The organism is Bradyrhizobium embrapense, assembly GCF_001189235.2.
Classification (GTDB): Bacteria; Pseudomonadota; Alphaproteobacteria; order Rhizobiales; family Xanthobacteraceae; genus Bradyrhizobium; species Bradyrhizobium embrapense.
The window spans coordinates 35,577-60,089 of sequence record NZ_LFIP02000010.1 but is presented as its reverse complement, the minus strand read 5'-3'; the positions used below and the strand labels follow the sequence as shown (position 1 = coordinate 60,089).

The 24,513-nt window shown below is 64.8% G+C and carries 23 protein-coding genes and 1 tRNA gene; 15 read left to right on the top strand and 9 right to left on the bottom strand.

The features are described 5' to 3' along the window. Positions 1 to 158 precede the first annotated feature (158 nt). From AKN83_RS31605 to AKN83_RS31595, 3 genes are all read right to left on the bottom strand, one after another. Positions 159 to 890: an LptA/OstA family protein gene (locus tag AKN83_RS31605; RefSeq protein ID WP_050404347.1), complete on the bottom strand. Its 732-nt coding sequence runs from the start codon at positions 888 to 890 to the stop codon at positions 159 to 161. A 5-nt stretch (positions 891 to 895) separates the two neighbouring features. Then, complete coding sequence (gene lptC / locus AKN83_RS31600; protein ID WP_050404295.1) at positions 896 to 1,642, bottom strand: LPS export ABC transporter periplasmic protein LptC; 747 nt, start codon at positions 1,640 to 1,642, stop codon at positions 896 to 898. Between the two features lie 170 nt (positions 1,643 to 1,812). Beyond that, positions 1,813 to 2,427: a ribonuclease H-like domain-containing protein gene (locus AKN83_RS31595; RefSeq protein WP_050404296.1), complete on the bottom strand. Its 615-nt coding sequence runs from the start codon at positions 2,425 to 2,427 to the stop codon at positions 1,813 to 1,815. A gap of 365 nt (positions 2,428 to 2,792) precedes the next feature. Between AKN83_RS31595 and AKN83_RS31590 the strand changes: the two genes are divergently transcribed. Further along, the gene (locus tag AKN83_RS31590) at positions 2,793 to 4,061 is read left to right on the top strand and encodes an MFS transporter (protein ID WP_050404297.1); all 1,269 of its coding nucleotides are present in this window, start codon (positions 2,793 to 2,795) and stop codon (positions 4,059 to 4,061) included. A gap of 126 nt (positions 4,062 to 4,187) precedes the next feature. On the opposite strand, the gene AKN83_RS31585 is transcribed toward AKN83_RS31590, so the two are convergent. Then, positions 4,188 to 4,274: transfer RNA gene (locus AKN83_RS31585), tRNA-Leu, on the bottom strand. Positions 4,275 to 4,422: 148 nt separating this feature from the next. Between AKN83_RS31585 and AKN83_RS31580 the strand changes: the two genes are divergently transcribed. Further along, positions 4,423 to 5,391 carry a complex I NDUFA9 subunit family protein gene (locus AKN83_RS31580; protein ID WP_050404348.1) on the top strand — a complete coding sequence of 323 codons (969 nt, stop codon included), beginning with the start codon at positions 4,423 to 4,425 and terminating at the stop codon, positions 5,389 to 5,391. 51 nt (positions 5,392 to 5,442) lie between these two features. On the opposite strand, the gene AKN83_RS31575 is transcribed toward AKN83_RS31580, so the two are convergent. Beyond that, positions 5,443 to 6,249 (bottom strand): undecaprenyl-diphosphate phosphatase, encoded by an 807-nt coding sequence (locus tag AKN83_RS31575; protein WP_050404298.1) that lies wholly within the window; start codon positions 6,247 to 6,249, stop codon positions 5,443 to 5,445. Between the two features lie 262 nt (positions 6,250 to 6,511). On the opposite strand from AKN83_RS31575, the gene AKN83_RS31570 reads away from it, so the two are divergent. From AKN83_RS31570 to AKN83_RS31550, 5 genes are all read left to right on the top strand, one after another. Next, positions 6,512 to 7,204, top strand: a complete 693-nt coding sequence (locus AKN83_RS31570) for a glutathione S-transferase family protein (RefSeq protein WP_050404299.1) — start codon at positions 6,512 to 6,514, stop codon at positions 7,202 to 7,204. Then, positions 7,153 to 8,343, top strand: coding sequence for a tRNA epoxyqueuosine(34) reductase QueG (gene queG, locus AKN83_RS31565; RefSeq protein WP_050404300.1), 1,191 nt, complete (start codon positions 7,153 to 7,155; stop codon positions 8,341 to 8,343). Before AKN83_RS31570 ends, queG begins: the two co-directional genes overlap by 52 nt. Positions 8,344 to 8,377: 34 nt before the next feature. After that, positions 8,378 to 9,175 carry an acyl-CoA thioesterase domain-containing protein gene (locus AKN83_RS31560; RefSeq protein ID WP_050404349.1) on the top strand — a complete coding sequence of 266 codons (798 nt, stop codon included), beginning with the start codon at positions 8,378 to 8,380 and terminating at the stop codon, positions 9,173 to 9,175. 148 nt (positions 9,176 to 9,323) lie between these two features. Next, a complete protein-coding gene (locus tag AKN83_RS31555; protein WP_050404301.1) occupies positions 9,324 to 11,249 on the top strand; it encodes a hypothetical protein in 1,926 nt (641 codons plus the stop codon). Positions 11,250 to 11,262: 13 nt separating this feature from the next. Continuing rightward, a complete protein-coding gene (locus tag AKN83_RS31550) occupies positions 11,263 to 12,888 on the top strand; it encodes a PEP/pyruvate-binding domain-containing protein (protein ID WP_050404302.1) in 1,626 nt (541 codons plus the stop codon). A gap of 33 nt (positions 12,889 to 12,921) precedes the next feature. On the opposite strand, the gene AKN83_RS31545 is transcribed toward AKN83_RS31550, so the two are convergent. Then, positions 12,922 to 13,392: a nuclear transport factor 2 family protein gene (locus tag AKN83_RS31545; RefSeq protein ID WP_050404303.1), complete on the bottom strand. Its 471-nt coding sequence runs from the start codon at positions 13,390 to 13,392 to the stop codon at positions 12,922 to 12,924. A gap of 140 nt (positions 13,393 to 13,532) precedes the next feature. Beyond that, positions 13,533 to 14,369 (bottom strand): alpha/beta hydrolase, encoded by an 837-nt coding sequence (locus AKN83_RS31540; protein ID WP_050404304.1) that lies wholly within the window; start codon positions 14,367 to 14,369, stop codon positions 13,533 to 13,535. A 228-nt stretch (positions 14,370 to 14,597) separates the two neighbouring features. On the opposite strand from AKN83_RS31540, the gene infC reads away from it, so the two are divergent. The 3 genes from infC to rplT all read left to right on the top strand — a co-directional run bounded on the left by infC (position 14,598) and on the right by rplT (position 16,215). After that, the gene (gene infC / locus AKN83_RS31535; protein ID WP_050404350.1) at positions 14,598 to 15,137 is read left to right on the top strand and encodes a translation initiation factor IF-3; all 540 of its coding nucleotides are present in this window, start codon (positions 14,598 to 14,600) and stop codon (positions 15,135 to 15,137) included. 440 nt (positions 15,138 to 15,577) lie between these two features. After that, positions 15,578 to 15,778, top strand: coding sequence for a 50S ribosomal protein L35 (gene rpmI, locus AKN83_RS31530; protein WP_008539890.1), 201 nt, complete (start codon positions 15,578 to 15,580; stop codon positions 15,776 to 15,778). A 77-nt stretch (positions 15,779 to 15,855) separates the two neighbouring features. After that, the gene (gene rplT / locus AKN83_RS31525) at positions 15,856 to 16,215 is read left to right on the top strand and encodes a 50S ribosomal protein L20 (protein WP_050404305.1); all 360 of its coding nucleotides are present in this window, start codon (positions 15,856 to 15,858) and stop codon (positions 16,213 to 16,215) included. Between the two features lie 15 nt (positions 16,216 to 16,230). Here rplT and AKN83_RS31520 read toward each other — a convergent pair whose 3' ends face one another. Next, positions 16,231 to 16,641 carry a hypothetical protein gene (locus AKN83_RS31520; RefSeq protein WP_050404306.1) on the bottom strand — a complete coding sequence of 137 codons (411 nt, stop codon included), beginning with the start codon at positions 16,639 to 16,641 and terminating at the stop codon, positions 16,231 to 16,233. Between the two features lie 194 nt (positions 16,642 to 16,835). On the opposite strand from AKN83_RS31520, the gene pheS reads away from it, so the two are divergent. The 5 genes from pheS to AKN83_RS31495 all read left to right on the top strand — a co-directional run bounded on the left by pheS (position 16,836) and on the right by AKN83_RS31495 (position 22,841). Beyond that, positions 16,836 to 17,918: a phenylalanine--tRNA ligase subunit alpha gene (gene pheS, locus AKN83_RS31515; protein WP_050404307.1), complete on the top strand. Its 1,083-nt coding sequence runs from the start codon at positions 16,836 to 16,838 to the stop codon at positions 17,916 to 17,918. An 86-nt stretch (positions 17,919 to 18,004) separates the two neighbouring features. Further along, positions 18,005 to 18,475, top strand: a complete 471-nt coding sequence (locus AKN83_RS31510) for an endonuclease domain-containing protein (protein WP_063695624.1) — start codon at positions 18,005 to 18,007, stop codon at positions 18,473 to 18,475. After that, a complete protein-coding gene (gene pheT, locus AKN83_RS31505) occupies positions 18,472 to 20,880 on the top strand; it encodes a phenylalanine--tRNA ligase subunit beta (protein WP_050404309.1) in 2,409 nt (802 codons plus the stop codon). The genes AKN83_RS31510 and pheT overlap by 4 nt, the downstream gene beginning before the upstream one ends. A gap of 204 nt (positions 20,881 to 21,084) precedes the next feature. Next, the gene (locus tag AKN83_RS31500) at positions 21,085 to 21,861 is read left to right on the top strand and encodes a sulfite exporter TauE/SafE family protein (RefSeq protein ID WP_050404310.1); all 777 of its coding nucleotides are present in this window, start codon (positions 21,085 to 21,087) and stop codon (positions 21,859 to 21,861) included. Positions 21,862 to 21,896: 35 nt separating this feature from the next. Continuing rightward, complete coding sequence (locus AKN83_RS31495; RefSeq protein ID WP_050404311.1) at positions 21,897 to 22,841, top strand: MBL fold metallo-hydrolase; 945 nt, start codon at positions 21,897 to 21,899, stop codon at positions 22,839 to 22,841. A gap of 231 nt (positions 22,842 to 23,072) precedes the next feature. Here AKN83_RS31495 and AKN83_RS31490 read toward each other — a convergent pair whose 3' ends face one another. Continuing rightward, complete coding sequence (locus AKN83_RS31490; protein WP_050404312.1) at positions 23,073 to 24,470, bottom strand: flavin monoamine oxidase family protein; 1,398 nt, start codon at positions 24,468 to 24,470, stop codon at positions 23,073 to 23,075. Positions 24,471 to 24,513: the final 43 nt, after the last annotated feature.

Below are 24,513 nucleotides of genomic sequence, written 5' to 3'. Positions count from 1 at the left end.
CTGTCCCGGCCGACATAACTCCCCCTCGAAGGCACATCGTCCGGCCGGGCCGCTGGAGTAGATACAGTCTCGCCCCGCGCGCTTCAACCTCGCGGTCGCAAGATATTATCTAACTTATTGATTCTACTTCACCTTACGTGAGGCTTACTTTGCGGCGCCTATTTCGGCTTGCTGCCCGGAAGAAGTTGAAGCGGCGACGGGGCTGCCGGGGTCGTGCCGGGGGCGGCCGGCGTGCCGCAGCCGCCCTTGCCGTTCTGGCCGCCCTGGGACTGGATGAACAGGCCCTGCACCTTGCCGCTGTCGGATTCCACCCGCGAGACGCCGGTGGTCATGTCGACCAGCAGGCGGTCGCCGCGCAGCACGTTCTGGCACTGGGTCAGCACCACCTGGCCGCCGCCTCCGCCGAGCATGGTGATCAGATTGGTCTTGGTGTCGAAGATCGCGGTCTCGCCGGTGACGACCTGATCCTTCTGGGTGACGACGACATTGCCCTTCGCCTCCAGTCGCTTGATCGAGGACGCGCCGCCGGGGCCCGGGGTCGCCGATTGCATCGGCGCGCCCTTCTGAGCGGCGGCAGCCTTGGTGCCGCTCGCGGCCGGCGCCGGCGCCGCTGTCGACTTGTCCTCGTAGAACACCACCAGGATCTTCGAGGTCATGGTGGTATCGCCCTGCACGACCTTCACATTGCCGGAGAAGGTCGCCTCCTTCTTCTTGTCGCGCATCTCGAGCGCGGCGGCCTCGATCTGGATCGGCTGGTCGCGGTTCTGCGAAAAGCCCTGCATGGCGTTGGGAACACCGGACATCGAGCCCTGCGCCGCGGCGTAGTTCACGGCGAACAGCGCGAGCAGAAAGGCCGCAATTGCGATGCCGTGCGGAAAGCGTCTCATCATCAAATTCATTTCGTGTTGGCGGATTTGCGCGCCTTCGGCGGCGCAGGAGGAGGTGGTGGTGGTGCGGGCTCGGCGGGCGCGCTCGCATTGTTGTCGCCGAGCTTGTCGAGATACATCACGACATTGCCTTCGAACCGCACGAGCTCGCCGCTGTTGTAGATCCTGAGCCTGTCCGATGTCAGCGTGCCCTGGAGCAATTTGACGTCGACATGCTCGTCCGACGACACGTTGCCCTTGTTGATGTCGACGAAGGCCTGCGTCAGCTTGGCTTCATAGCCGGTGGACGACTGCAGGAAGATATCCTGGCGCAGGTCGAGCAGCTGCTTCTTGTTGTCGAAGAAGCCGGTGCGCGCATCCATCGTCACGGTCGACTCATCCTGCTGCGCCACCTTGGCGCGGATCGTCTTCAGCTCGACATGATCGGGGTCGGTGACGTCCTGGATCGCCGCCTTGGCCCACATCTCATAGGGCCGCCCCTCGGCCGAGAAGCCGGCGATGTGCGGCGATTCCATCGTGATCTTGGTGCCGGAGACGACGAGATTGTCCATCTCGACCGGCAGCTTGGGGATCATCTCGCGGAATGGATTGTAGACCGAGACGAAGATGATCGAGGCCATCGACAGCCCAACCACCGCAGGCACGGCGATGCGCAGGATCCGCACCATGCGGCTGTGCCGTGCGGCGGCGGCAAACCGCGCCTCGAGGCCCGTGACGTAGCCGGGATTCTGGGCTGGATTCTGAACCGAATTCACCTGAGCTCCAGAGGCACGAAATTGCCCCTATCCTAGCCGGAGCCGCCCGATTATGCAGCCCGGACCTCGCGTCGCGCCCCTGCGGGGGACCACGCGTGAACAGTTTGGCCGAAACGGGGCGGAACCGGCCCCGCCGCGACGAATTCGCGCCCCATCATTAACGGGCGAAATCACGAATGGGCGAAGATGTCCTCGGCCTCCCAGCCGTCGAGGTCGAGCCTGGCACGCGTCGGCAGGAAGTCGAAGCAGGCCTTCGCGAGATCGGTGCGTCCCTCACGCGCCAGCATCACATTCAACTTGTCGCGCAACGCATGCAGGTGCAGCACGTCGGATGCGGCATAGGCGAGCTGGGCTTCGCTGAGGCTTTGCGCACCCCAGTCGCTCGACTGCTGCTGCTTCGACAGCTCGACGTTCAGCACCTCGCGCACCAGGTCCTTCAGGCCGTGGCGGTCGGTATAGGTGCGCGAGAGCCGCGAGGCGATCTTGGTGCAATAGACCGGCGCCGGCATCACGCCGAACGTGTTGTAGAGCACCGCGACGTCGAACCGCGCAAAATGAAAGATCTTGGTGATCGCAGGGTTGGCGAGCAGCGCCTTCAGGTTCGGCGAGTCGGTGTGGCCCTTCGGGATCTGGATCACGTCGGCGGTGCCGTCGCCGTTCGACATCTGCACCACGCAGAGCCGGTCACGATGCGGATGCAGTCCCATGGTCTCGGTGTCGATCGCAACGGAATCGGTATAGCGAGTGAGATCGGGCAGGTCGCCGCGATGCAGGCGGATGGTCATGAAATAAGGCCTCGGGTCTCGGATCGATTCGACAGGCGACACTAGCCCCCAAACGCCGGGGATGCGAGCGGATAGGCGGTCGCCGGCCGGCTCAGCCAGGGGTTACGCCCCCGCTCTTGCCATATCCCGGCACGGCTGCCCAGCATCGCGTGAACTCTGTTGCATTTGGATCACGCGCAATTCAAACGATTGGCAATGGGATGACCCGAGGCCTCGCAATACCCATATGGAGGAGCGGGAGTTTCGCGGTTTTTGATCACAGTCCCGCATAATTTTTTGCGCGTCCGCGCCGATGAAATCCACGGATGGCGCCCTATCTGTGCCCAGCCGCTCGCACGTCCTACTCATCTTCAGAAATGAGCCTCATGTCGGACCAGACCATCGCCGCGCCGATCGACGCCGAGCCGCAGGAACGCGGCTTCTCGCGTTATCAAGCGTTCCTGATCGCGCTGCTTGCGTTCACGCAATTCACCCTGATCCTCGACTTCATCATCATGTCGCCGCTCGGCGCCATCCTGATGCCGTCGCTCAACATCACGGCCGGGCAATTCGGCGTCGCGGTGTCGGCCTACGCCTTCGCGGCCGGGATTTCCGGCATCCTCGCCGCCGGCTTTGCCGATCGCTTCGACCGCAAGCGGCTGTTGTTGTTCTTTTATGTCGGCTTCACGCTCGGCACCGTGCTGTGCGCGCTGGCGCAGAATTTCCATGTGCTGCTGCTCGGCCGCATCGTCACCGGCCTGTTCGGCGGCGTGATCGGCTCCGTCGTGCTCGCCATCGTCACCGACCTGTTTCCGCTGCGTCTGCGCGGCCGGGTGATGGGCTTCATCCAGACCGCATTCGCCGCGAGCCAGGTGCTCGGCGTGCCGGCCGGGCTTTTCCTGGCCAATCACTGGAATTGGCACATCTGCTTCGTCGCCATCGTCGGCCTGTCGATCGCGGCGATCGCCACCATCGCGCTGGTCATGGAGCCGGTCGACGGCCATCTCAAGCTTCAGCACGACCGCAACCCGTTCCAGCATCTGATCTCGACCGTCGCGCAGCCCCGCTACACGCTCGCCTTCCTGGTGACGACGCTGCTGGCGACCGGCGGCTTCATGCTGATGCCGTTCGGCAGCGCCTTCACCGTGCACAATCTCGGCATCGACATCGTCCACCTGCCGACGATCTATCTGGTCTCCGGCCTGTTCAGCATCCTGATGGGACCGCTGGTCGGCCGCGCCAGCGATGCGTTCGGCAAATATCCGACCTTCATCTTCGGCTGCGTGGTGTCGGCCATCATGGTGCTGATCTACACCCATCTCGGCCACGTCTCGCTGCTGACCGCGATCATCGTCAATGTGCTGATGTTCGTCGGCATCTTCTCGCGCATGATCCCCTCGCAGGCGCTGATGTCGGCGATCCCCGATGCCAGCCAGCGCGGCTCGTTCAGCGCGATCTCAGCGTCGGTGCAGCAATTGTCTGGCGGCCTGGGATCGGTGGTCGCCGCCGCGATCGTCGCAGAGAATGCGGACGGCTCGCTGCTGCATTTCGACCGGATCGGCTACGTCGTCGTGGCGAGCTCGATGATCTCGATGATCGCGATGTATTTTGTGCAGCGGCCGATCGCCCTGCGGGCGGGGCGGCGGGTGGTGTGAGACTCGCGGACGCGACGCCGACTGGCGCGCAGGCTCCGGCCTCGCCTCCGGCGCACCGGCAACGGGTACGGCTTTGCCGCAGCCGCCCTCCGGATACTGAGCGATTTCAATCGCTTAAAAAGGGGGTGGTGCCCAGGAAAGGACTCGAACCTTCACGGCCGTTAAGCCACTGGCACCTGAAGCCAGCGCGTCTACCAATTCCGCCACCTGGGCATGTGGAGCGGCTTAGTAAGGATCGGTTACGCGCTTGTCAAATTCGCGATTGAAAATTCAATTAGCCTGTACAGGATTGGGCTGATGTCGTATCGCCAGAGGCTGTAAATACGCTCAATCGCTCTCGAATCCGGCAGGAATGGACCTCATGGCATCGAACCTGGAAACGCTCGTCACGGTATTCGGCGGATCCGGATTTCTGGGGCGGAACGTGGTCCGGGCGCTCTGCAAGCGCGATTACCGCGTGCGGGTCGCGGTGCGGCGGCCTGAACTGGCCGGCCATCTGCAGCCGCTCGGCCGCGTCGGGCAGATTCATGCCGTCCAGGCCAATGTGCGCTACCCGGCCTCGGTCGAGGCGGCGATGCGTGATTCGCATATCGCGATCAACCTGGTCGGCATCCTGGCCGAAGGCGGCGGGCAGAGCTTTGACGCCGTGCAGGTGAAGGGCGCCGAGACCATCGCCAAGGCAGCCGCCGCCGTGGGCGGGCGGATGGTCCACGTCTCGGCGATCGGTGCCGACGCGGATTCGCCCTCGGGTTATTACCGCGCCAAGGCGAAGGGCGAGCAGGCCGTGCAGGCGGCCCTGCCAGAGGCCACCATCATGCGGCCGTCGCTGCTGTTCGGGCCCGAGGATCAGTTCACCAACCGGTTTGCGGCACTGGCGCGGATGTCGCCGGTGCTGCCGCTGGTCGGCGGCGGGGTCAACAAGGTGCAGCCGGCCTATGTCGCAGATGTCGCGGACGCCGTGGCCAATGCCGTCGACGGCAAGGCGAAGGCAGGCGCGACCTACGAGCTCGGCGGGCCGGAAGTGCTGACCATGCGCGAGGTGATGCAGATCATCCTTCAGATCACCCAGCGCGACCGGGTGCTGGCGCCGCTGCCGTTCGGCCTTGCCAAGCTGCAGTCGTATGTCCTGCAATTCGCGCCCGGCCCCTTCACCTTGACGCCGGACCAGGTCGCTATGCTGCGTTCGGACAATGTGGTGTCGGATGCCGCCAAGGCCGCCGGCCTTACTTTCGCGGGCCTCGGCATCACGCCCGATTCGATGGAAGCGATCGCCCCGCAATATCTCTGGCGCTTCCGCGCGACCGGGCAGTTCCAGAAGAAGAGCGCGTAGGCACCTCTCCAATCGTCGTCCCGGCGAAGGCCGGGATGACGAGATTAGGTCTTACTTTCCCATCGCCAGCGCGATCAGACCGAGCGTGCCGACGATCACGCGCCACCAGGCGAAGAACGTGAAGCCGTGGCGGGTGACGTAGTTGAGGAACGTCTTCACCACGACCATTGCCACGACGAAGGAGACCACGAAGCCGACCGCGATGACGCTGAGATTGTCCGAGGTGAAATCGGCGCGGTTCTTGTAGAAATCATAGACGAACGCACCGACCATGGTCGGGATCGCGAGGAAGAACGAGAACTCCGCCGCCGAGCGCTTGTCGGCGCCGAGCAGCATCGCGGCGACGATGCTGGCGCCCGAGCGCGACACGCCGGGGATCATCGCCAGGCACTGCGCGACACCGATCCAGAAATACATCAGCAGCGGGAACCGGGTCGCGTCGTCCTCGTACACCTTGAGATCGAGCTGATCGACCCAGAGCAGGATGGCGCCGCCGACGATCAGCGTGAAGCAGACCACCCACGGATTGAACAGGAATTCCTTGATGTACTTGCCGGCGATCAGGCCGATCACGACGGCCGGCAAGAACGCCACCAGCACGCCGATCACGAAGCGGCGGTCGTCGGGATTGGAGAACATGCCAAGCGCGACGCGCCACAATCTGGTGAAATAGAGCACGAGGATCGCGAGGATCGCACCGAGCTGAATCAGGATCGCAAAACTCTTCCAGAAATTGCCTTCGCCGAGATTGAAGAAGCGTTCCGCGAGCAGCAGGTGGCCCGTCGAAGAGACCGGCAGGAACTCGGTGACACCCTCGACAATGCCGAGAATCACCGCCCGCAGCATATCCGTCATCATGATCTGATCTGCCCTGTGTGGAAAACCGAATTCTTCTCGCTTATTCGCACATAGGCCGCAATCGCAAAGAATCGTCAAACAATGGGTTACCCGGCCGATTTGCTGGGCTATAGCGTTTTTGTGACCCGCACCATCTGCGGGGGCGGCTTCCGGTTTGCGCGCCGACGCGACATAGAGACGAGCGGAACTGGTCCGGCCAATTCACAGGTCAGGTCACACAGGTTGATGGTTTCTTAAGCGCCACGACACTACCAAGGGCTTCATGTATACGCTGTATCACCATCCGTTCTGTCCGCATTCGCGCTTCATTCGGCTCGTGCTCGGCGAGTATGGCCTCGATCTGCGCCTGGTGGAGGAACGGGTCTGGGAGCGGCGCGAGGCGTTCCTGGCGCTCAATCCGGCGGCGACCACGCCGGTGCTGATCGCCGAGGGATTTCCGCCGATTCCGGGTGCGCCTGTGATCGCAGAATATGTCGACGAGACGCATGGCCTCGACGCCGGCGAACGTCGGCTGCTGCCGACGTCTTCGGCCGAGCGTGTCGAGGTGCGCCGGCTGATGGCGTGGTTCAACGAGAAATTCTTCGAGGAAGCCTCCAACCCGCTGGTGACCGAGCGGATCTACAAGCGCTTCATGAGCGAGGACAATGGCGGCGGCCCGCCGGCACCCGACATCATGCGCGCCGCCAAGGTCAATGTGCGCTATCATCTGAGCTATATCGGCTGGCTGGCGAAGACGCGGAACTATCTCGCCGGCGACCGCCTCACCTACGCGGACCTCGCCGCCGCTGCGCATCTCTCGGCGATCGACTATCTGGGCGACGTGCCATGGAGCGAGGACGACGCGGCAAAGGCGTGGTACGCACGGGTGAAGTCCCGCCCGTCGTTCCGCCCGCTGCTCAGCGAATGGCTGGCGGGGGTGCCGGCGTCGCGCACCTATGTGGACCTCGACTTCTGAGCCAGGCGGTCCGGCTCTCTCCGTCCGATCTCAAGGACGCACTTCGGCGCGAGGCGCGCGCGCTCGGCTTCGATGCCATCGGCTTCACCGATCCTGATGCGACGCGCGAGGCCGGCAGACATTTTCTGGAATTCCTCGGCTCCGGCGGCCATGGCGAGATGGACTGGCTCGCGGCCAATCCGGAACGGCGCACCGACCCGCGCGTGCTGTGGGATGGCGTGCGCTCGATCATCATGCTCGGCGTCAATTACGGGCCCGCCGATGATCCGCTCGATATTCTCGCGTGCCGATCGCATGGCGCAATCTCGGTCTATGCGCAGGGCGACGACTATCACGACGTGATCAAGAAGCGGCTGAAGACGCTGGCGCGCTGGCTCGCTGCCGCGACCGGCGACGAGGTGAAGGTGTTCGTCGACACCGCCGCGGTGATGGAGAAGCCGCTCGCACAGGCCGCCGGCATCGGCTGGCAGGGCAAGCACACCAATCTGGTGTCGCGCCAATTCGGCTCGTGGCTGTTTCTCGGCGCGATCTATACCGCGACCGAGCTGCCGCGCAACGAAGCCGAAGCCGAGCATTGCGGCAGTTGCCGCGCCTGCCAGGACATTTGTCCGACCGCGGCGTTTCCTGCTCCCTACAAGCTCGATGCGCGGCGCTGCATCTCGTATCTGACGATCGAGAACAAGGGTCCGATCCCGCAGGAATTCCGCAAGGCCATCGGCAACCGCATCTATGGCTGCGACGATTGCCTCGCGGTGTGCCCGTGGAACAAGTTCGCCGAGGCCGGCCGCGAGCAGAAGCTTGCGGCACGCGATGCGTTGCGCGCGCCCGCGCTCGCCGATCTCGCGCGGCTCGACGATGCGGCTTTCCGCACATTGTTCACGAAATCGCCGGTCAAGCGCATCGGCCGTGACCGCTTCATCCGCAATGTGCTGATCGCGATCGGCAACTCCGGCGACGCAGACCTCGCCGCCGAAGCGCGTCGTCTGCTCGATGACGCAAGCCCGCTGGTGCGCGGCGCTGCGGTGTGGGCGTTGTCGCAACTGATCGCCCGCGACGCGTTCGCGGCGCTGGCGTCACGTGCCGGCGGCGAGCCTGATCTCAGCGTGCAGCAGGAGTGGCGCGCGGCAGCCGCCTCTTGATTTCATCGCGCTGTTCCCGTCATGGTCGCGGACCATGACAAACCAGCCCTTCTTCACCAGACATGGCGACGGCTTCATGCCGACGTCAGTTGCGAACGGTCCGTGGAGCCCGGAATCGATGCACGGCCGCGTCGTGATCGGCCTGCTCGGCTTCGTCATCGAGGAGCGCCACGGCTCCGACGATTTCGTCCCCGCGCGGCTCACGGTCGACATGTTCCGGCTGCCCAACATCACGACGCCGGTCGAAGTGACGACCAGGCTGGTACGCGATGGGCTCCGCATCAAGGTGATCGAGGCCGAGTTCGTCTCCGGCGGCACCAGCATGGCGCGCGCCTCCTGCCAGTTGTTGCGCAGGACGGAAAATGCACCCGGCAATGTGTGGTCGCCGCCGAACTGGCAGGTGCCCGCGCCCGCCGACATTCCGAAGCCGGCCGATCCAAGGCTCGGCATGAACGGCAAATGGGAGACGCGGCCGATCACAGGCCAGATGGGCTCGCTCGGCGAACGGCGGCTGTGGATGAGCGAAGTCCGCGAGCTCGTCGAAGGCGTGAAGATGACGCCGTTCGTCCATGTCGCGACCGGCGCGGATTTCGCGAGCCCGTTCGCCAATGCCGGCGACCAGGGCCTCGGCTACATCAACAGCGACGTCACGATCTATCTGCACCGTTTGCCGGTGAGTAACTGGATCGGCTTCGAGGTGGTCAATCACCACGCGACAGACGGCATCGCGATCGGCGAGTGCTGGCTCTATGACGAGAAGGGCCCGATCGGCACCTCCACCGTGGCCGCACTCGCCCAGCGCAAGCCGATGAGCAATCCGCCGCCGCCGTAGAATCTCCACCGTCGTCGTTTGGCCCGGTTCAGGCTGCACGCCACGCTGCGATTTAACATGACAGTTTTAAGAATGATCTAGCGCAAGGATAGCGCCGCTTGGGTGACGCATACAGGTGAGACCGAAATCTCATCTTGCCCTGTGTGTCATGAAAGCCCAGATCCTCAAAGAACTCGGACAGGCAGACATACTGCTGCCGTCCCTGGTAGCCGCCGGTCTGTCCGCCAACGATCGCATCAAGGTTCGCCTGAGCGCGCTGCAGGCCGCCGCCGCACATGCGCGGGAACCCGGGCGTCCGGTCAATGAGCTTGCAGTTGAGAGCCATGCCGCCGGCATCGCGCCGGCGGCGATCGCATCCTTGATCAACAGCGCGGATCTGATAGGCGAAAGCCGGCTGACTGCCCCCAATCTCGCAAAGCTGATGAAGGAGATCCAGGGCGACATCGACACCATGATCCGCTCCGTCAGCGCCGGCGATGCAGTGGAAGCGGATAGGGCGCGCGGCCGCCTGAATGCGATTCAAGCCGCTGGACTGCTCGATGCGTCGCCTGAGATCGAGCTTAGCCGGATCACCCGTCTGACAAGTGCGGCGCAAGACGCTGGCGACACCCTGCATCGGCTGGTCATGGATCTGCACAAGGCGTTGAACAGGCTTGCCGTCGGCTGCTCGGAAGAAAATCTGGCGGGGGCACGGGTGTTCGGCCTGCAGAGCGAGGATCGCGTGCCGATCGAAAGTTTCATGCGAGGTCTGGCAGAGACCCGCGCGCTGAAATTCGACCATCCCGGCCTTGATACGATGGCAACCAGATCGGACGGCCGGCTCCTGATTCAGAACGACATCGGAACTACCGACGCGCATGTCCTGGTGGTAGCCGTCAAACGCAATGCGGTGACCGTGACTTATACGGACGTGCACCTGGCTCGCGCAAAATTCTTCGTCTCGCTATTCGGCCACTTCGACGCCGAATGGAGCGGTCTCGATCATCATGCGTCGACGGGATTTGAAGACGGCGGCTTCTTCCTCGTGACCGGCCGATTGCAGGCCAGGACGGCCACGGATCGTAATGAATTCCTTACCGCCGTCGGCTCTGCGCTCGTGTTCCTGATCGACTGGAACAAAGCCCGCAAGCTGTTGCGAAACTGGGTCAACAAGGATGACGCGGCGAAGATTCTCGAATGGGCGGCGCGGCAGCGGGTTGGCCATCGTGGCTTTCTCGAACTCGGCGGCAATGAGTTGCTCGGCAGTGCCGTTCGCAACGCGGCACCAACGCGTATCGGCTTCGGCGAGCGATTGGACCAGGTGCTCGGCCGCACGGCAGCAATGGATTTCCTGAAGAGCGCGCTGCGCCTCTCGACCGAAGCGCTGCTCGCAGGTCATTCGGTCAGGACCGTGCGGGACGAACTCGAGGCCGAGCTGGTCAGGCGCCTGGAGCGCGTCGAGAGCGCGTTGCTTGCTGTGGTGCTGCGGCAGGTCGGGCTGGCACACGACCTCAGCATCACGATCTCTGGCTATATCGCCGGACTGCTGGCCGGCCAGGAGACCGACGGCAAGGCATTGGCCGCGCGCGCCAGCCGGATCGAGCAGAAGGCGGACCGCATCGCGCTCGAAGCGCGCAGGGAGGTCAACCGCTTCGGTGCCCGGCCGATCATCGAACAACTGGTGGACCGCGCGGAGGAGGCCGTCGACGAACTCGAGCAGGCGGCCTTTATAGCTTCCCTGACGTCGGCGAGCGTCGACAAGCAGCTGATCTCCGCACTGGGTGAACTCTGCGCGATTGCCGTCACCGCCGCCGAGGCGGCGGCCAGCGGGCTGGCCGCCGCCGCGGAAGTACCGGAGGGCCGTCGTGCCGATTCCGAGGACGCGCTTGCCGCGGTGGTGCGTCTTGTCGACGCCGAGCACGCCGCGGACTGCCAAGAACGGGCGATCACGTCGCTGGTCTTCACCGGTAACCACGACACCACGACATCGCTCTCGGTGCTCGAACTGGCGCGCGCCATCGAACGTTCGACCGATCGTCTCGCCGGCTTCGGCCATCTGCTCCGGCAGCACGTCATGACTGATCTGGCAGCCTGAAGAGGGGTCCAACATGCACATCGTATGCATTGGCGGGGGATCGACCGCTTTGCACCCTGCCGAAGAGATCGGTGCCAAGGCGGCGAATCTCGCCCGGATGGCCGCGCTTGGTCTTGCGGTGCCGCCGGCGTTCGTGCTGCCGGTCGGGCTGTGCGCCGACATCATCGGCGGGCGGACGGCTGCGGAGCGCCATTTGCTGGACGGATTGAAGGAAGGCATCGGGTTCCTCGAGCGCTCCACCGGCAGGCGCTTCGGCGATCACAGACGTCCGCTGCTGGTTTCGGTGCGGTCGGGCGCAGCCCGCTCGATGCCCGGCATGCTGGACACCGTCCTCAATGTCGGCTGCACGACGCGCGCCGTGCGCGGCTTGATCCGATCGACGGGACGCTCACGGCTCGCATGGGATTGCCGGCGCCGATTTCTGGAGAGTTACGGCGAGGCCGTGCTCGGCCTCGACCCTGCGCCCTTCGCGGCGCGGATCGCCGCGCTGACCGCCGAGGAAGGCGTCGCCAATGACCGCGAGCTCGACAGCGAAGCGATCGAGCGTCTTGCCGGTGAGGAACTGGCGCTGATCGAGGGCGGAGACGATCGCTGGCTCGAGGATGCCGACGAGCAGCTCGAGCGGGCGGCGCGGGCGGTCTATCGATCCTGGATGAGCGAGCGGGCGCAGACCTATCGCCGGCTGCAAAAACTCGAGCATCTGGCGGGAACGGCCGTGACCGTGCAGGCCATGGTATTCGGCAATGGCGGGCTTTCATCGGGAGCGGGCGTCGCGTTCTCCCGCGACCCTTCGACCGGATCGACGCAGCCCGTCATCGATCTGGTACTCGACGCGCAGGGCGAGGACGTCGTGTCGGGCCGGCGCACGCCGGATAGCGGGGAGATGATCGCCCGCGCATTGCCGATGCTCATCGCCGATCTCGGCAACGTCCTGACGCGCCTCGAGCATGAGTTCGGCGACGTCCAGGACGTCGAGTTCACCGTCGAGGACGGAAAGTTATGGATCCTGCAGACGCGTCCGGCAAAGCGCACGCCCCGCGCCGCGCTCAGGATCGCGATCGACCTCGTCCATGACCGGCTCATCACTCCGAAACAGGCACTCGACCGCCTGAGCGATCTCGATCTTGCGTCGCTGGAGGAAGTTTCCCTGGTCTCGGCCGACGATCCGATTGTCGCAGGGATCGGTGCGTCCGGCGGCATTGCCGTCGGGCGTGCCGTCTTCGACTCCGACGCTGCGCAGCGGCTTGCAGCAGCCGGCGATCCCGTCATTCTGATGCGTCCCGATACCAGCACTGCAGACGTTGCCGGTTTTGCCGTGGCCTGCGGCATCGTAACCAGGGTTGGCGCGCGGACCGCTCATGCCGCGCTGGTGGCGCGTCAGATGGGAAAACCGTGTGTGGTGGGCTGCGGCGGCATGACGATCGACGCCGCCAGCGAGCGCGCCGCACTCGGCAAGGCGGTGATTTCGGCAGGCGACTGGGTCACGATCGACGGAGACAGCGGTGGCATCTTTCTCGGGCGGCGGGAAACGCGGACAGTCCGGCCCGAAACGGAGCTTGCCGAAGTCGCGAAATGGCGATCGGAAGTGCGCGGGGCCGCGGTCCGTCGCCGCCGGACGCGCAAATCGGCCGCGGCCTGATCCACGCCGCATTGCAGTCGCCAGTAGCGACGATCAGGTCTCCAGGTGCCGCTTCATCTCCGGCCGCGCCCGCAGCGCAGCGCCCTGCTTGCCGACGATCTTGGCGATCCGCTCCGGCGCGAAGTTGAGGTCGACGAAGGCCGGCGCGGTGTTGGCGACCTCGTGATATTCCGCGATCTTGCCGTCGCGCAGCCGCATGATCGCGACGCCCTCGAACATCGCCCGCGCCCCCTTGGCTTCCGGCAGGGTCGAGCGGTAGCTGAACGTGTAGCGCGCGTAGAGCGTCGTGCCGTCGCTGACGGGATCGTGCATCACCCAGCGGAAATCGGTCGCAGTCCGGTAGAACCAGTCGTCGATCATCTCGGCGATCCTGGCGTGCCCCTCGAACGCGCCATAGAACACGTCGTGGTAGACGCCGTCCTCGGTGAAGAGGCTTGCGAAGGCCTTGCCGTCGCGCTGTTCGACCGCGTCGCAGAACGCGCGCAGCATCGTTGTCGTGTTCATGGCGCCTTTCCCAACCACTTCTGTCATGCCCGCGCATGCGGGGCATCCAGTATTCCAGAGCTCCCGCCTTGAATCGAGAGGCCGCGGCGTACTGGATCATCCGCTTTCGCGGATGATCACATCGAACAAGATGGGCGAAGTTAGCCGATCTCCGCCACCGCGGCGATGATGCGCGCGATGTCCTGTGGCCGCGACAGCCGATGATCGCCGTCCTGGATCATGGTCAGCACCACATCCTCGGCCGGCAGCCGATGCACCAGCGCGAAGGCGTGCTTCCACGGCACGTCGGGATCCTGCGCGCCCTGCAGGATGCGCACCGGACAGCCGACATCGATCTTGCTTCCGAGCAGCAAATGGTTGCGGCCCTCCTCGATCAGATTACGGGTGATCGGATAGGGCGAGCCGTCGCCATATTCGGATGGCCTGAGCCAGACGCCCTTGGTCTCGATCTCGGCACGGATCTCCGGCGAAAAACCCTTCCACATCAATTCCTCGGTGAAGTCGGGCGCCGGTGCGATCAGCACGAGGCCGGCGAGCTGTGCCTTCGCCTTGCCGCGCTTTGCGATCTCGCGCGCCAGCAGCAACGCCATCCAGCCGCCCATCGAGGACCCGATCACGACCTGCGGCCCGCTGCAGAACTGCGAGAAGACCGCGACGCTCTCCTCTAGCCAGCGGCCGATGGTGCCGTCGGCGAATTCGCCGCCGGATTCGCCATGGCCGGAATAGTCGAACCTGACGCAACTGCGGCCGTGCTCGGCGGCCCATGTGTCGAGCGCGATCGCCTTGGTGCCGGTCATGTCGGACTTGAAGCCGCCGAGCCAGAACAGTCCCGGCGCGCTACTTGCGCTGCCCGGCGCGCCACTGGCGCTGCCGGGATTGCTCCCCGCCCGGGCGCGCACCGCGATCCGGCGTGCGCCATGGCCCTCGCCGACCTCGATGAAGGCAGGTTCCTGCTCGGATGCGGTGGTTTGGCTCATGGTTCGGTCACTCGCGTGTCAGAGATCTGGTTTTCAATCGTGGCGCGGCAGCGGTCAACGGCAGCAGGCCCGCCTTGCAGAGCGGGCGCGCCCGCTATATGTGCCGAGCGTGGCCAAAATGCCTCGCAATTGACGGTTTTGCCGCTTAAAAGAGCGAGTTCGCTTGCCCGTCGCAGCGTCTTGCTTCAAAATATCCGCCTTCCCTTTCACAACTTTGGAGAGTTACCCATTCGCCGTCCCAATAGAGCCCCGCCCACAGTCGCAAAAGACGGGCCGCGCACCAATGATGAGATTCGCAACGCGCAGATCCAGCTGATCGATCAGGATGGTGTCAACCAAGGCACCGTCGAAACCATGGTGGCCATCAAGATGGCCATGGAAGCCGGCATGGACCTCGTCGAGATTTCGCCGAATGTCAGTCCTCCGGTCTGCAAGATCATGGACTACGGCAAGTACAAATATTCCGCGCAGAAGAAGGCCGCCGAGGCTCGCAAGAAGCAGAAGGTCGTCGAGATCAAGGAGATCAAGCTCCGCCCGATGATCGACGATCACGACTATGACGTGAAGATGCGCGCCATGCAGCGCTTCTTCGAGGAAGGCGACAAGGTCAAGATCACATTGCGCTACCGCGGTCGTGAGATGGCGCACCAGGAGATCGGCACCAAGCTCTTGGACAAGGTGAAGGCCGACGTTGCCGAGTTCGCCAAGGTCGAGCAGGACGCGAAGTTTGAGGGCCGCCAGGTCGTGATGGTGCTGGCGCCGCGCTAATTCGAGTTTGTCGCTTTGTTGAAATGAAGTGGCCCGCCGGATCGCCCGGCGGGCTGTTTCCATTTTGGTAGCCCGGATGGAGCGCAGCGCAATCCGGGACGGCAGCGTCCGCGGCGCGACCTGCCCCGGATTGCGCTTCGCTCCATCCGGGCTACCGGTTCCGCCAAAATCTCGAAAACAACCCCATGCAAAGGAGCCGACGACTGCTGCGGAGCGGACCGATCTGCCGCCGGTTCCGCGCTTCAAACGTTGCAAAAGCGCCGATCCTCTGTCATAAGCCGGGCCTTCGCCGCCCGGCTGATCAAGGGCTGCCGTGGCGACGTCCAGTGCAGGTTCTTTCAATTCGGAAAAAACCTTAGCACTTTCAACGCTCTAACGAGCATTTTAGCCGGCCGAACGCCTCTTTGGGCGATATTCGTGTTGGGCGACAGGAGAGCTAAATGCCCAAGTTGAAGACCAAGTCGGGCGCTAAAAAGCGCTTCAAGGTGACTGCCACTGGCAAAGTCATGCACGCCCAGCGCGGCAAGCGCCACGGCATGATCAAGCGGACGAAGAAGCAGATCCGGCAGCTCCGCGGCACCCGCGTGCTGTTCAAGACCGACGGCGACAACGTCAAGAAGTACTTCTTGCCGAACGCCTGATCGCGCTCATCCGCTTGAACCCGGCCGCGTCTCGCGCGGCGCCCCGTCACTTCTTCTAGATCTCAAGGATTTCCGTCATGTCTCGCGTCAAACGCGGTGTGACCGCTCACGCCAAGCACAAGAAAGTCTACAAGGCCGCCAAGGGCTATTACGGCCGCCGCAAGAACACCATCCGCGTCGCCAAGCAGGCCGTCGAAAAGGCCGGCCAGTACGCCTTCCGCGACCGCAAGCGCAAGAAGCGCACCTTCCGCGCGCTCTGGATCCAGCGCATCAACGCCGCAGTCCGTCCGTTCGGCATGACCTACAGCGTGTTCATCAACGGCCTGTCCAAGTCGGGCGTCGTGGTGGACCGCAAGGTGCTGTCGGATCTCGCGATCCACGAGCCGGTTGCGTTCCAGGCGATCGCCGAGAAGGCCAAGGCCACGCTGGCCGCCTGATCCTGGCGGGCGATCCTAGCGCGCGCTGGCGCCCGCTTTCAGCGCCTTCTGCGAATAGCGCTGGGCGACCTGCGCCCGGCAGAACGCCGTAAACGAGATGTACATGGTGCCGGATTCATTCCGGTACTTGCGGTCGCAGACCTGCATCTCGTGCTGGTACGTCCGTTTCGGCCCGCCCTTGAGGCCGGACAGGAAGTCCGCCTCGCATTTCTTCTCGACCACGGCACCGAACTGGACGTCGCCGCTGGCGCCGTATTCGCACGCCTCGAAGATCTTCATCGCGCGGTTGCAGCTCGGCGCCTTCTCCAGCACCGCGATGATGTCGTCCATCTGGGTCGATTTGGCAGGACATTCCTCGGTCGCGGCATGCGCCGGGACCAGCATGAACAGGACCGCCGGCACGGCCAGGCAAGATCGCAGCAACATCGTGTGGGTCTCCTTGCACTCCCCTTGGGTAGCGCGGCCTCCGCGCGAAGTTCAATGCCGCCGGCCACGAGCCCGAATGACCGGCTTTTTGCTTGACGTTACGGCCTTCGGGCGGCGACAACCCAGCCGAATTTTGGCGCATGGTTCGGAAGCCGGCTCTTCCCGCCGGATCATGCTCAGCGCAGGAATTGACCGTGTCCGACCTCGCAACGCTCGAAACATCCATCCTCGACCAGATCGCCTCGGCCGCTGACGAGGCCGCCCTCGAGGCGGTGCGCGTCGCAGCACTCGGCAAAAAGGGCTCGATCTCGGCCTTGCTCGCCACCCTCGGCAAGATGTCGCCGGAGGAACGCAAGACAGAAGGCGCGAAGATCAACCTCGCCAAGGATGCGGTGACGCAAGCGCTCGCGGCCAGGCGCGACGTGCTGAAGGCGGCTGCGCTCGATGCCCGCCTTGCCGCCGAGACCATCGACGTCACGTTGCCGCTGCGCGATGCGCCGGCGGAGACCGGCCGCATCCATCCGCTGAGCCAGGTGTGGGACGAGCTCACCACGATCTTCGCCGACATGGGCTTTGCGGTCGCCGAAGGTCCCGACATCGAGACCGACGATTACAATTTCACCAAGCTGAACTTCCCCAAAGGCCACCCGGCGCGCGAGATGCACGACACCTTCTTCTTCAGGCCGAAGGAAGACGGCTCGCGCATGCTGCTGCGGACCCACACCTCGCCGGTGCAGGTGCGCACGATGCTGAGCCAGAAGCCGCCGATCCGCGTGATCTGCCCGGGCCGCACCTATCGCATCGACTCGGATGCGACGCACACGCCGCAATTCCACCAGGTCGAAGGCCTCGTGATCGACAAGGGCTCGCATCTCGGCCACCTGAAATGGATCCTGCACGAGTTCTGCAAAGCGTTCTTCGAGGTCGACCACATCAACATGCGGTTTCGGCCGTCGTTCTTCCCGTTCACCGAGCCGTCGCTCGAGGTCGACATCCAGTGCCGCCGCGACAAGGGCGAGATCCGCTTCGGCGAGGGCGAGGACTGGATGGAGATCCTCGGCTGCGGCATGGTGCACCCGAACGTGCTGCGCGCCTGCGGCATCGATCCTGACGTCTACCAGGGTTTTGCCTGGGGCATGGGCATCGACCGCATCGCGATGCTGAAATACGGCATCGCCGATCTGCGCCAGCTGTTCGAGAACGACATCCGCTGGCTCAGCCACTACGGCTTCAAGCCGCTCGACATCCCGACCATCGCGGGGGGATTGAGTTCGTGAGGCTCGTTCTCAACCATAATCGCATCCGGTCTCTCTCCGTTCCCTCCCCCCTTGTGGGGGAGGGTCAGGGAGGGGGGTAGCCCAGGATGCCGCACGCAGTCGTCAGCGAACGTCAGCGCAACAGAGCGAAGCAGCTTCGCCAAGCGATGACGCGCGCCGAAACGCTGCTGTGGCGCCACCTGAAGGCCAATCGAATGGACGGGGTCGGATTTCGTCGTCAAACGCCGATCAAGAATTACGTCGTCGACTTCGTTTGCTTCTCCGCAAATCTGATCATCGAGCTCGATGGCGACTCGCATGATTTCGAGGAGCGTCAGAAGGCGGACGAACGTCGCGATGCTTTCTTTATCTCTGAGGGCTTCCGGGTTCTTCGCTTCACCAATGAACAAGTGACGTCGAATCTGGAAGGAGTCGTAGAAGCGATCCGCGAGGCGACCAGGGTCGGAGCAAGCGGCTCACCCCCCTCCCTGACCCTCCCCCACAAGGGGGGAGGGAACGGAAACACCGATCAAGATCAATCAGTAACCACCAACAAGAACCGAGGCATGCAGCCGTGAAGTTCACCCTCTCCTGGCTGAAGGAACATCTCGAGACCGACGAGCCGCTCGACAAGCTCGCCGACAAGCTCACCATGATCGGTCTCGAGGTCGAGAACATCGAGGACAAGGCGAAACAGCTCGCCCCATTCACCATCGCACGCGTGATCTCGGCCGAGCAGCATCCGAATGCCGACCGGCTGCGCGTGTGCATGGTCGACACCGGCGACGGCGGCGCGCCGGTGCAGGTGGTGTGCGGTGCGCCGAATGCGCGTGCGGGACTGATCAGCGTGTTCTCGCCGCCCGGCACTTACATCCCCGGCAAGGACATCACGCTCGGTGTCGGCACCATTCGCGGCGTCGAGAGCCGCGGCATGCTGTGCTCGGCGGCCGAATTGCAGATCTCGGAAGACCACGACGGCATCATGGAGCTGCCAGCGGACGCGCCGATCGGCAAGGGCTATGCCGAATGGGCCGCGCTCGGCGATCCCGTCATCGAGATCAATCTGACGCCGAACCGGCAGGACTGCACCGGCGTGCACGGCATCGCGCGCGATCTCGCCGCCGCCGACATGGGCAAGTTCAAGGATTCCGGCATCAGGCCGATCAAGGGCGAATTCCCCTGCCCGGTTCAGGTCAAGGTGGAAGACGCAGCGCTGTGTCCGGGCTTCGCGCTGCGGCTGGTGCGCGGGGTGAAGAACGGTCCGTCGCCGGAATGGCTGCAGAAGCGGCTGACCTCGATCGGCCTGCGCCCGATCAACGCGCTGGTCGACATCACCAACTTCATGACCTACGACCGCGCCCGTCCGTTGCACGTGTTCGACGCCAAGAAGGTGCAGGGCAACCTCACCGTACGCCGCGCGAAAGATGGCGAGACACTGCTCGCGCTCGACGGCCGCACCTACACGCTCGACAGCAAGACTTGCGTGATCGCCGACGAGCATGGCGTCGAGTCGCTCGCCGGCATCATGGGCGGCGAAGCCTCGGGCTGCGACGACAACACCACCGATGTGCTGATCGAATCGGCGTTGTGGAACGAGATCAACATCGCGCAGACCGGCCGCAAGCTCGGCATCAATTCGGATGCGCGCTACCGCTTCGAGCGCGGCGTCGATCCGGCCTTCATGGTGCCCGGGCTCGAGCTCGCCACCAGACTGGTGCTGGAGCTGTGCGGCGGCACGCCGTCCGAGAACGTCGTGGTCGGCAAGCAGTTCGGCGAAGACCGCGTGATCGACTTCCCGCTCAGCGAGGTCAAGCGGCTCGCCGGCATCGAGGTGCCGTTGGTCGAGGTCAAGCTGATCCTCACCCGGCTCGGCTTCATGCTGGCCGGCAACGGGCCCGTCGTGAAGATCGCGATCCCGTCCTGGCGCACCGACGTGCAGGGCAAGGCCGACATCGTCGAGGAAATCGTGCGCATCGTCGGCGTCGACAAGGTGCCGATGACGGCGTTCGAGCGTGGCGAGGAGCCGCGCAAGCCGGTGCTGACGCCGATGCAGCAGCGCACCCGACGCGCCAAGCGCGCGCTCGGCGTCCGCGGCATGGTGGAAGCCGTGACCTGGTCGTTCATCACCAATGATGCGGCAAAACTGTTCGGCGGCGGCCAGAGTGAGCTCGTGCTCGCCAACCCGATCGCGGCCGATCTCTCCGACATGCGGCCGAGCCTGCTGCCCGGCCTCGTCGCGGCGGTTCAGGCCAACATCAACCGCGGCTATCCTGACGTGGCGCTGTTCGAGGTCGGCCAGGTGTTCCGCGGCGACCGCCCGGAAGACCAGCTCATGGCCGCCTCCGGCGTGCGCCACGGCTACGCCTCGTCGAAAGGGATCGGACGGCACTGGACCGGCACGGCCGCAGCCGATGCGATGGATGCCAAGGCCGACGCTTTCGCGGTGCTGGCGGCAGCCGGCGCGCCGATGCAGGCGCTGCAGATCGTGCCCGGCGGTCCCGCCTGGCTGCATCCGGGACGTTCCGGCACCATCCAGATCGGCCCGCAAAACGTGCTCGGCTATTTCGGCGAATTGCATCCGCGGACGGCCGAGGCGCTCGGCGCAGACGGTCCGATGCTCGTGTTCGAGGTGATCCTCGAGCGCATCCCGCAAGGCAAGCAGAGGGCGACGCGCGCCAAACCGGTGCTTGAGCTCTCCGCGTTCCAGCCGGTGTCGCGCGACTTCGCCTTCATCGTCGACCGCGGCGTCAAGGCCGGCGATATCGTCCGCGCCGCACAGAACGTCGACAAGAAGCTGATCACTGATGTGAGCGTGTTCGACGTCTACGAAGGCAAGGGCATCGATCCCGACAAGAAGTCGATCGCGATCGCGGTGACGATCCAGCCGCGCGAGAAGACGATGACCGACCAGGAGATCGACGCGGTCGCCGCCAAGGTCGTCGCCGAGGTGACCAAGAAGACCGGCGGCACGCTGCGGGCGTGAGGCGGGCTGGGGTGCCGCATAGCTGCAGGGCCGCGGACTCAAACCCATCACCGTCACCCTGAGGTGGCCGCTTCTTCAGCGGCCCTCGAAGGGTCGATGGCCCCGTCGGTGGCCGTGCATCCTTCGAGGCTCGCTGCGCTCGCACCTCAGGATGACGGGGGTTGATAACATGGCGCTCGCGTTTGAGGCTCTCTTCGCTCACTCATGACCTCTCTCTCCCTGATCCCCTCCGACATCTCCACCAACATCGCGCTTGCGATCTGCGCGATCGCGTTCGTGTCGGGCACGGCGCGCGGCTTCTCCGGGTTCGGTTCGGCGCTGATCTTCATGCCGCTCGCGAGCAGCGTGGCGGCGCCGCGGCTGGTGGCCGCGCTGCTGCTGATCATCGATTTCGTCGCCGCGGCGCCGCTGCTGCCGAACGCCTGGACCCACGCCGACCGCAAGGCCACCGCGGTGATGGTCGCAGGCGCGCTGGTCGGCGTTCCCGTCGGCACTTATTTCCTGACCGTGCTCGAGCCGGTGACGACGCGCTGGATCATCTCCTGCTTCGTCGCGGCGCTGCTCGCGCTGCTGCTGTCCGGCTGGCGCTACCACGGCAAGGATCACCCCGCGCTCTCGATCGGCGTCGGCGGCCTGTCCGGCTTCTGCAGCGGCCTCGCACAGACCGGCGGGCCGCCGATCGTGGCCTACTGGCTGGGGCGCCCGATCTCGTCGGTGATCTCGCGCGCCAACATCGTGCTGTTCTTCGGCGCCTCGGATTTCTTTTCGCTGGCCAGCTACTGGTTCACCGGACTGATCACGATCGAATCGGTCAAGTTCTCGCTGATCGTAGGTCCGGTCTACGGCATCGGCGTCTGGTTCGGCGCCGCGCTGTTCGGCAAGGCAAGCGAGCAGATGTTTCGCGCGATCTGCTACGCGCTGATAGCAGCCGCGGTCATCGTCGGCCTGCCTGCGCTTGATGGCATTTTGCGCGGCGGTTAGGGTCGCGTTCGGAATAAAGCCAAGGGAGGAAGACCATGATCGATCGCCGCAATGCATTGAAACTGGCGCTCGGCAGCGCTGCCCTGCTCGCGGCCCCCGGCGTGCACGCCCAAGGCACAAAGCCGCGCACACGCATCGTGTTCCTCGGCACCAAGGGCGGACCGCGGGTCGGCATCGGCGCCTCCAATCCCGCCAATCTCGTCGTCGTCAACGACACGCCGTTCGTGATCGATTGCGGCATGGGCGTCAGCCGCCAGCTGGTCAATGCCGGCGTGCCGATCCCGTCCGTGAAATACATCTTCATCAGCCACCACCATTCCGATCACAATCTGGAATACGGCAATCTGTTCTACAACGGCTGGGCGGCCGGCCTCTCGACGCCGGTCCATTCGTTCGGCCCCAAGGGCATCGAGGCGATGACCAAGGAATATTGGGAGCTGAACAAGTTCGACGTCGAGACCCGGATCGCGGATGAAGGCCGGCCCGATCCGCGCGAGCTGCTGATCGCCAAGGACATCACCGACGACGGTGTGGTGCTGAAGACGCCTGACGTCACCGTCACCGCGTTCCGCACGCCACATCCGCCCATCGTCGACAATTTCGCCTACAAGTTCGAGACGGCGGACGGTGTGATCGTGTTCTCCAGCGACACCGCCTACAATCCGAAGCTCGCCGAGTTCGCCAGGGGTGCCGACGTGCTTGTGCACGAGTGCCTGTACATTCCGGCGGTCGATCGGCTGGTGGCGAAGACCAGGAACGGCGCGACGCTGAAGAAGCACCTGCTCGACAGCCACACATCGACGGAAGATGTCGGCCGCATCGCAGCCGCCGCGGGCGTCAAGACGCTGGTGCTGAGCCACTTCGTTCCCGGCGACGACCCTGATGTTACCGACGACGACTGGACGCGGGACGTGAAGACCAATTTCAAGGGCCGGATCGTGGTGGCCAAGGATCTGATGGAACTGAAGCTGCCCGTGTGAGGCGGATGTGCGACTCCAAGATCGTGCAACAAACCCGCTGTCGTCCCGGGCAAGCGAAGCGCGGCCCATAACCACAGGCCCTGATTGCTGCACGACGCGGCGCCACAGCTCACTCCTGCGACACGCCCCTGTGGGTGATCGGTCCCGGCTTTCGCCGCGACGACAGCTGTTATGCGGCAGCGTTCTGGTCGCATATCGAGCAGCGCTACCCGATCTCACCCCACCGTCAATTCATCGGCCCGGCAGAGCGCGGCGCTTGTGTTTTGCGGCGGGCGCTGCAGGTTCCGGCGTCGTCTCCTTCACCCCTCCGATCCGGCGCAGCGCGGCGTCGGCGGCGCGCTCGCCGCTCTCCCAGGCGCCGTCGACCGTGCCCCATAGCGTCTCATGCGTGGCCTCGCCGGCGAGATACATCGCGCCGATCGGCTCGGACAGGATCCGGCGCGAGAATTGCGCGCCGGGCGCCGCCGCCGACATCGCGCCGAGGATGAAGGGCTGCGCATTCCAGCGCGTCGCGCTGGTCTTCTTCACGGCGGCGCCGGCCTCGCTGCCATAGAGCTTGCTCAGCCACTCCACTGCGAAAGCTGTCATCGCCTTCTCGCCCTGTACAGACAGGTCGCGGCCGAACGAGCCTGCGACGTCGATGGTGCACAACGAGGAGCCCGCGATATTGCCGTAGAACAAAGCCGTCCTGGTCGAATTGCTCTGCTCGACGATGACGTCATCGCGCGACAGCCCGAGCGGATTGCCGGGGATCTGCAACGCGATGCGGTCGTAGCTGCCGAGGGTCAGCTTGGCGGCCGCGTCGAGCGCGCGCTTCGGCAGCTCCGGTGCAAACTTGATATTGCCGCTCGCCAGCACGTTGCTCGACACCGTGACGATGGCCGCGCGCGCGACAATCTTGCCGGATGCCGTCTCGACCGTCACGTCGCGATTGCTCCACAGGATGCGCTGCGCCGGTGTCGACAGCACGAGCGGCAGCCCCTCACCGAGCTTTGCGATCAAGGCCCCGAGCCCCTGCCGGCAGGCGATCGCGGTGTTGCGATCCTGCGCTCGCACCTTGTCGACGGCCGAGAGGTCCTTCAGATCCTTGCCGCTGAAATTGGCGCCGAGCAGGAATTCAGCGGTGCCGGCCCAATCGCCGAGATCCTTCGGCATGGCAGCAGCGCAGGCGATATCGCCCTTGCGCGAGGCGTCGTCGATGGCGCGATTGGCACGCACCAGCGCCGCCAGAAACTCCTCGGTCTCGCCGGGGCGAGCGTAACGACGGCCGATGCGAATCTTCTGGCCGGCGGGCGCCGTGACGATGTCGAGGCCCGCCGAGCGCGCCAGGCGGATCATCGGATTGGTTTCGGGATTGTGCATCCAGCGCGCCCCCCGGTCGAACGGCACGTCGAAGGTCGTTGCATCGGTCTGGCAGCGCCCGCCGACCTGGCCGGACGCCTCCACCACGATCACCTTGCGGTTCGCGGCGGCGATCCGCCGCGCCGCGGCGATGCCCGCGGCCCCCGCGCCGATCACGACGATGTCGGCCTCGCGCGGCAGCGGCGCGGCGACAACTCGCCCGCCGAGCGCGGGCGCCAGCGCGAGAGCTGCAGACGCCGACAGGAAATCGCGGCGGGTCACTGGCATGACATAGCTTCTGGCATGGTTTCCGGGGACTTGCGGAGAAAGG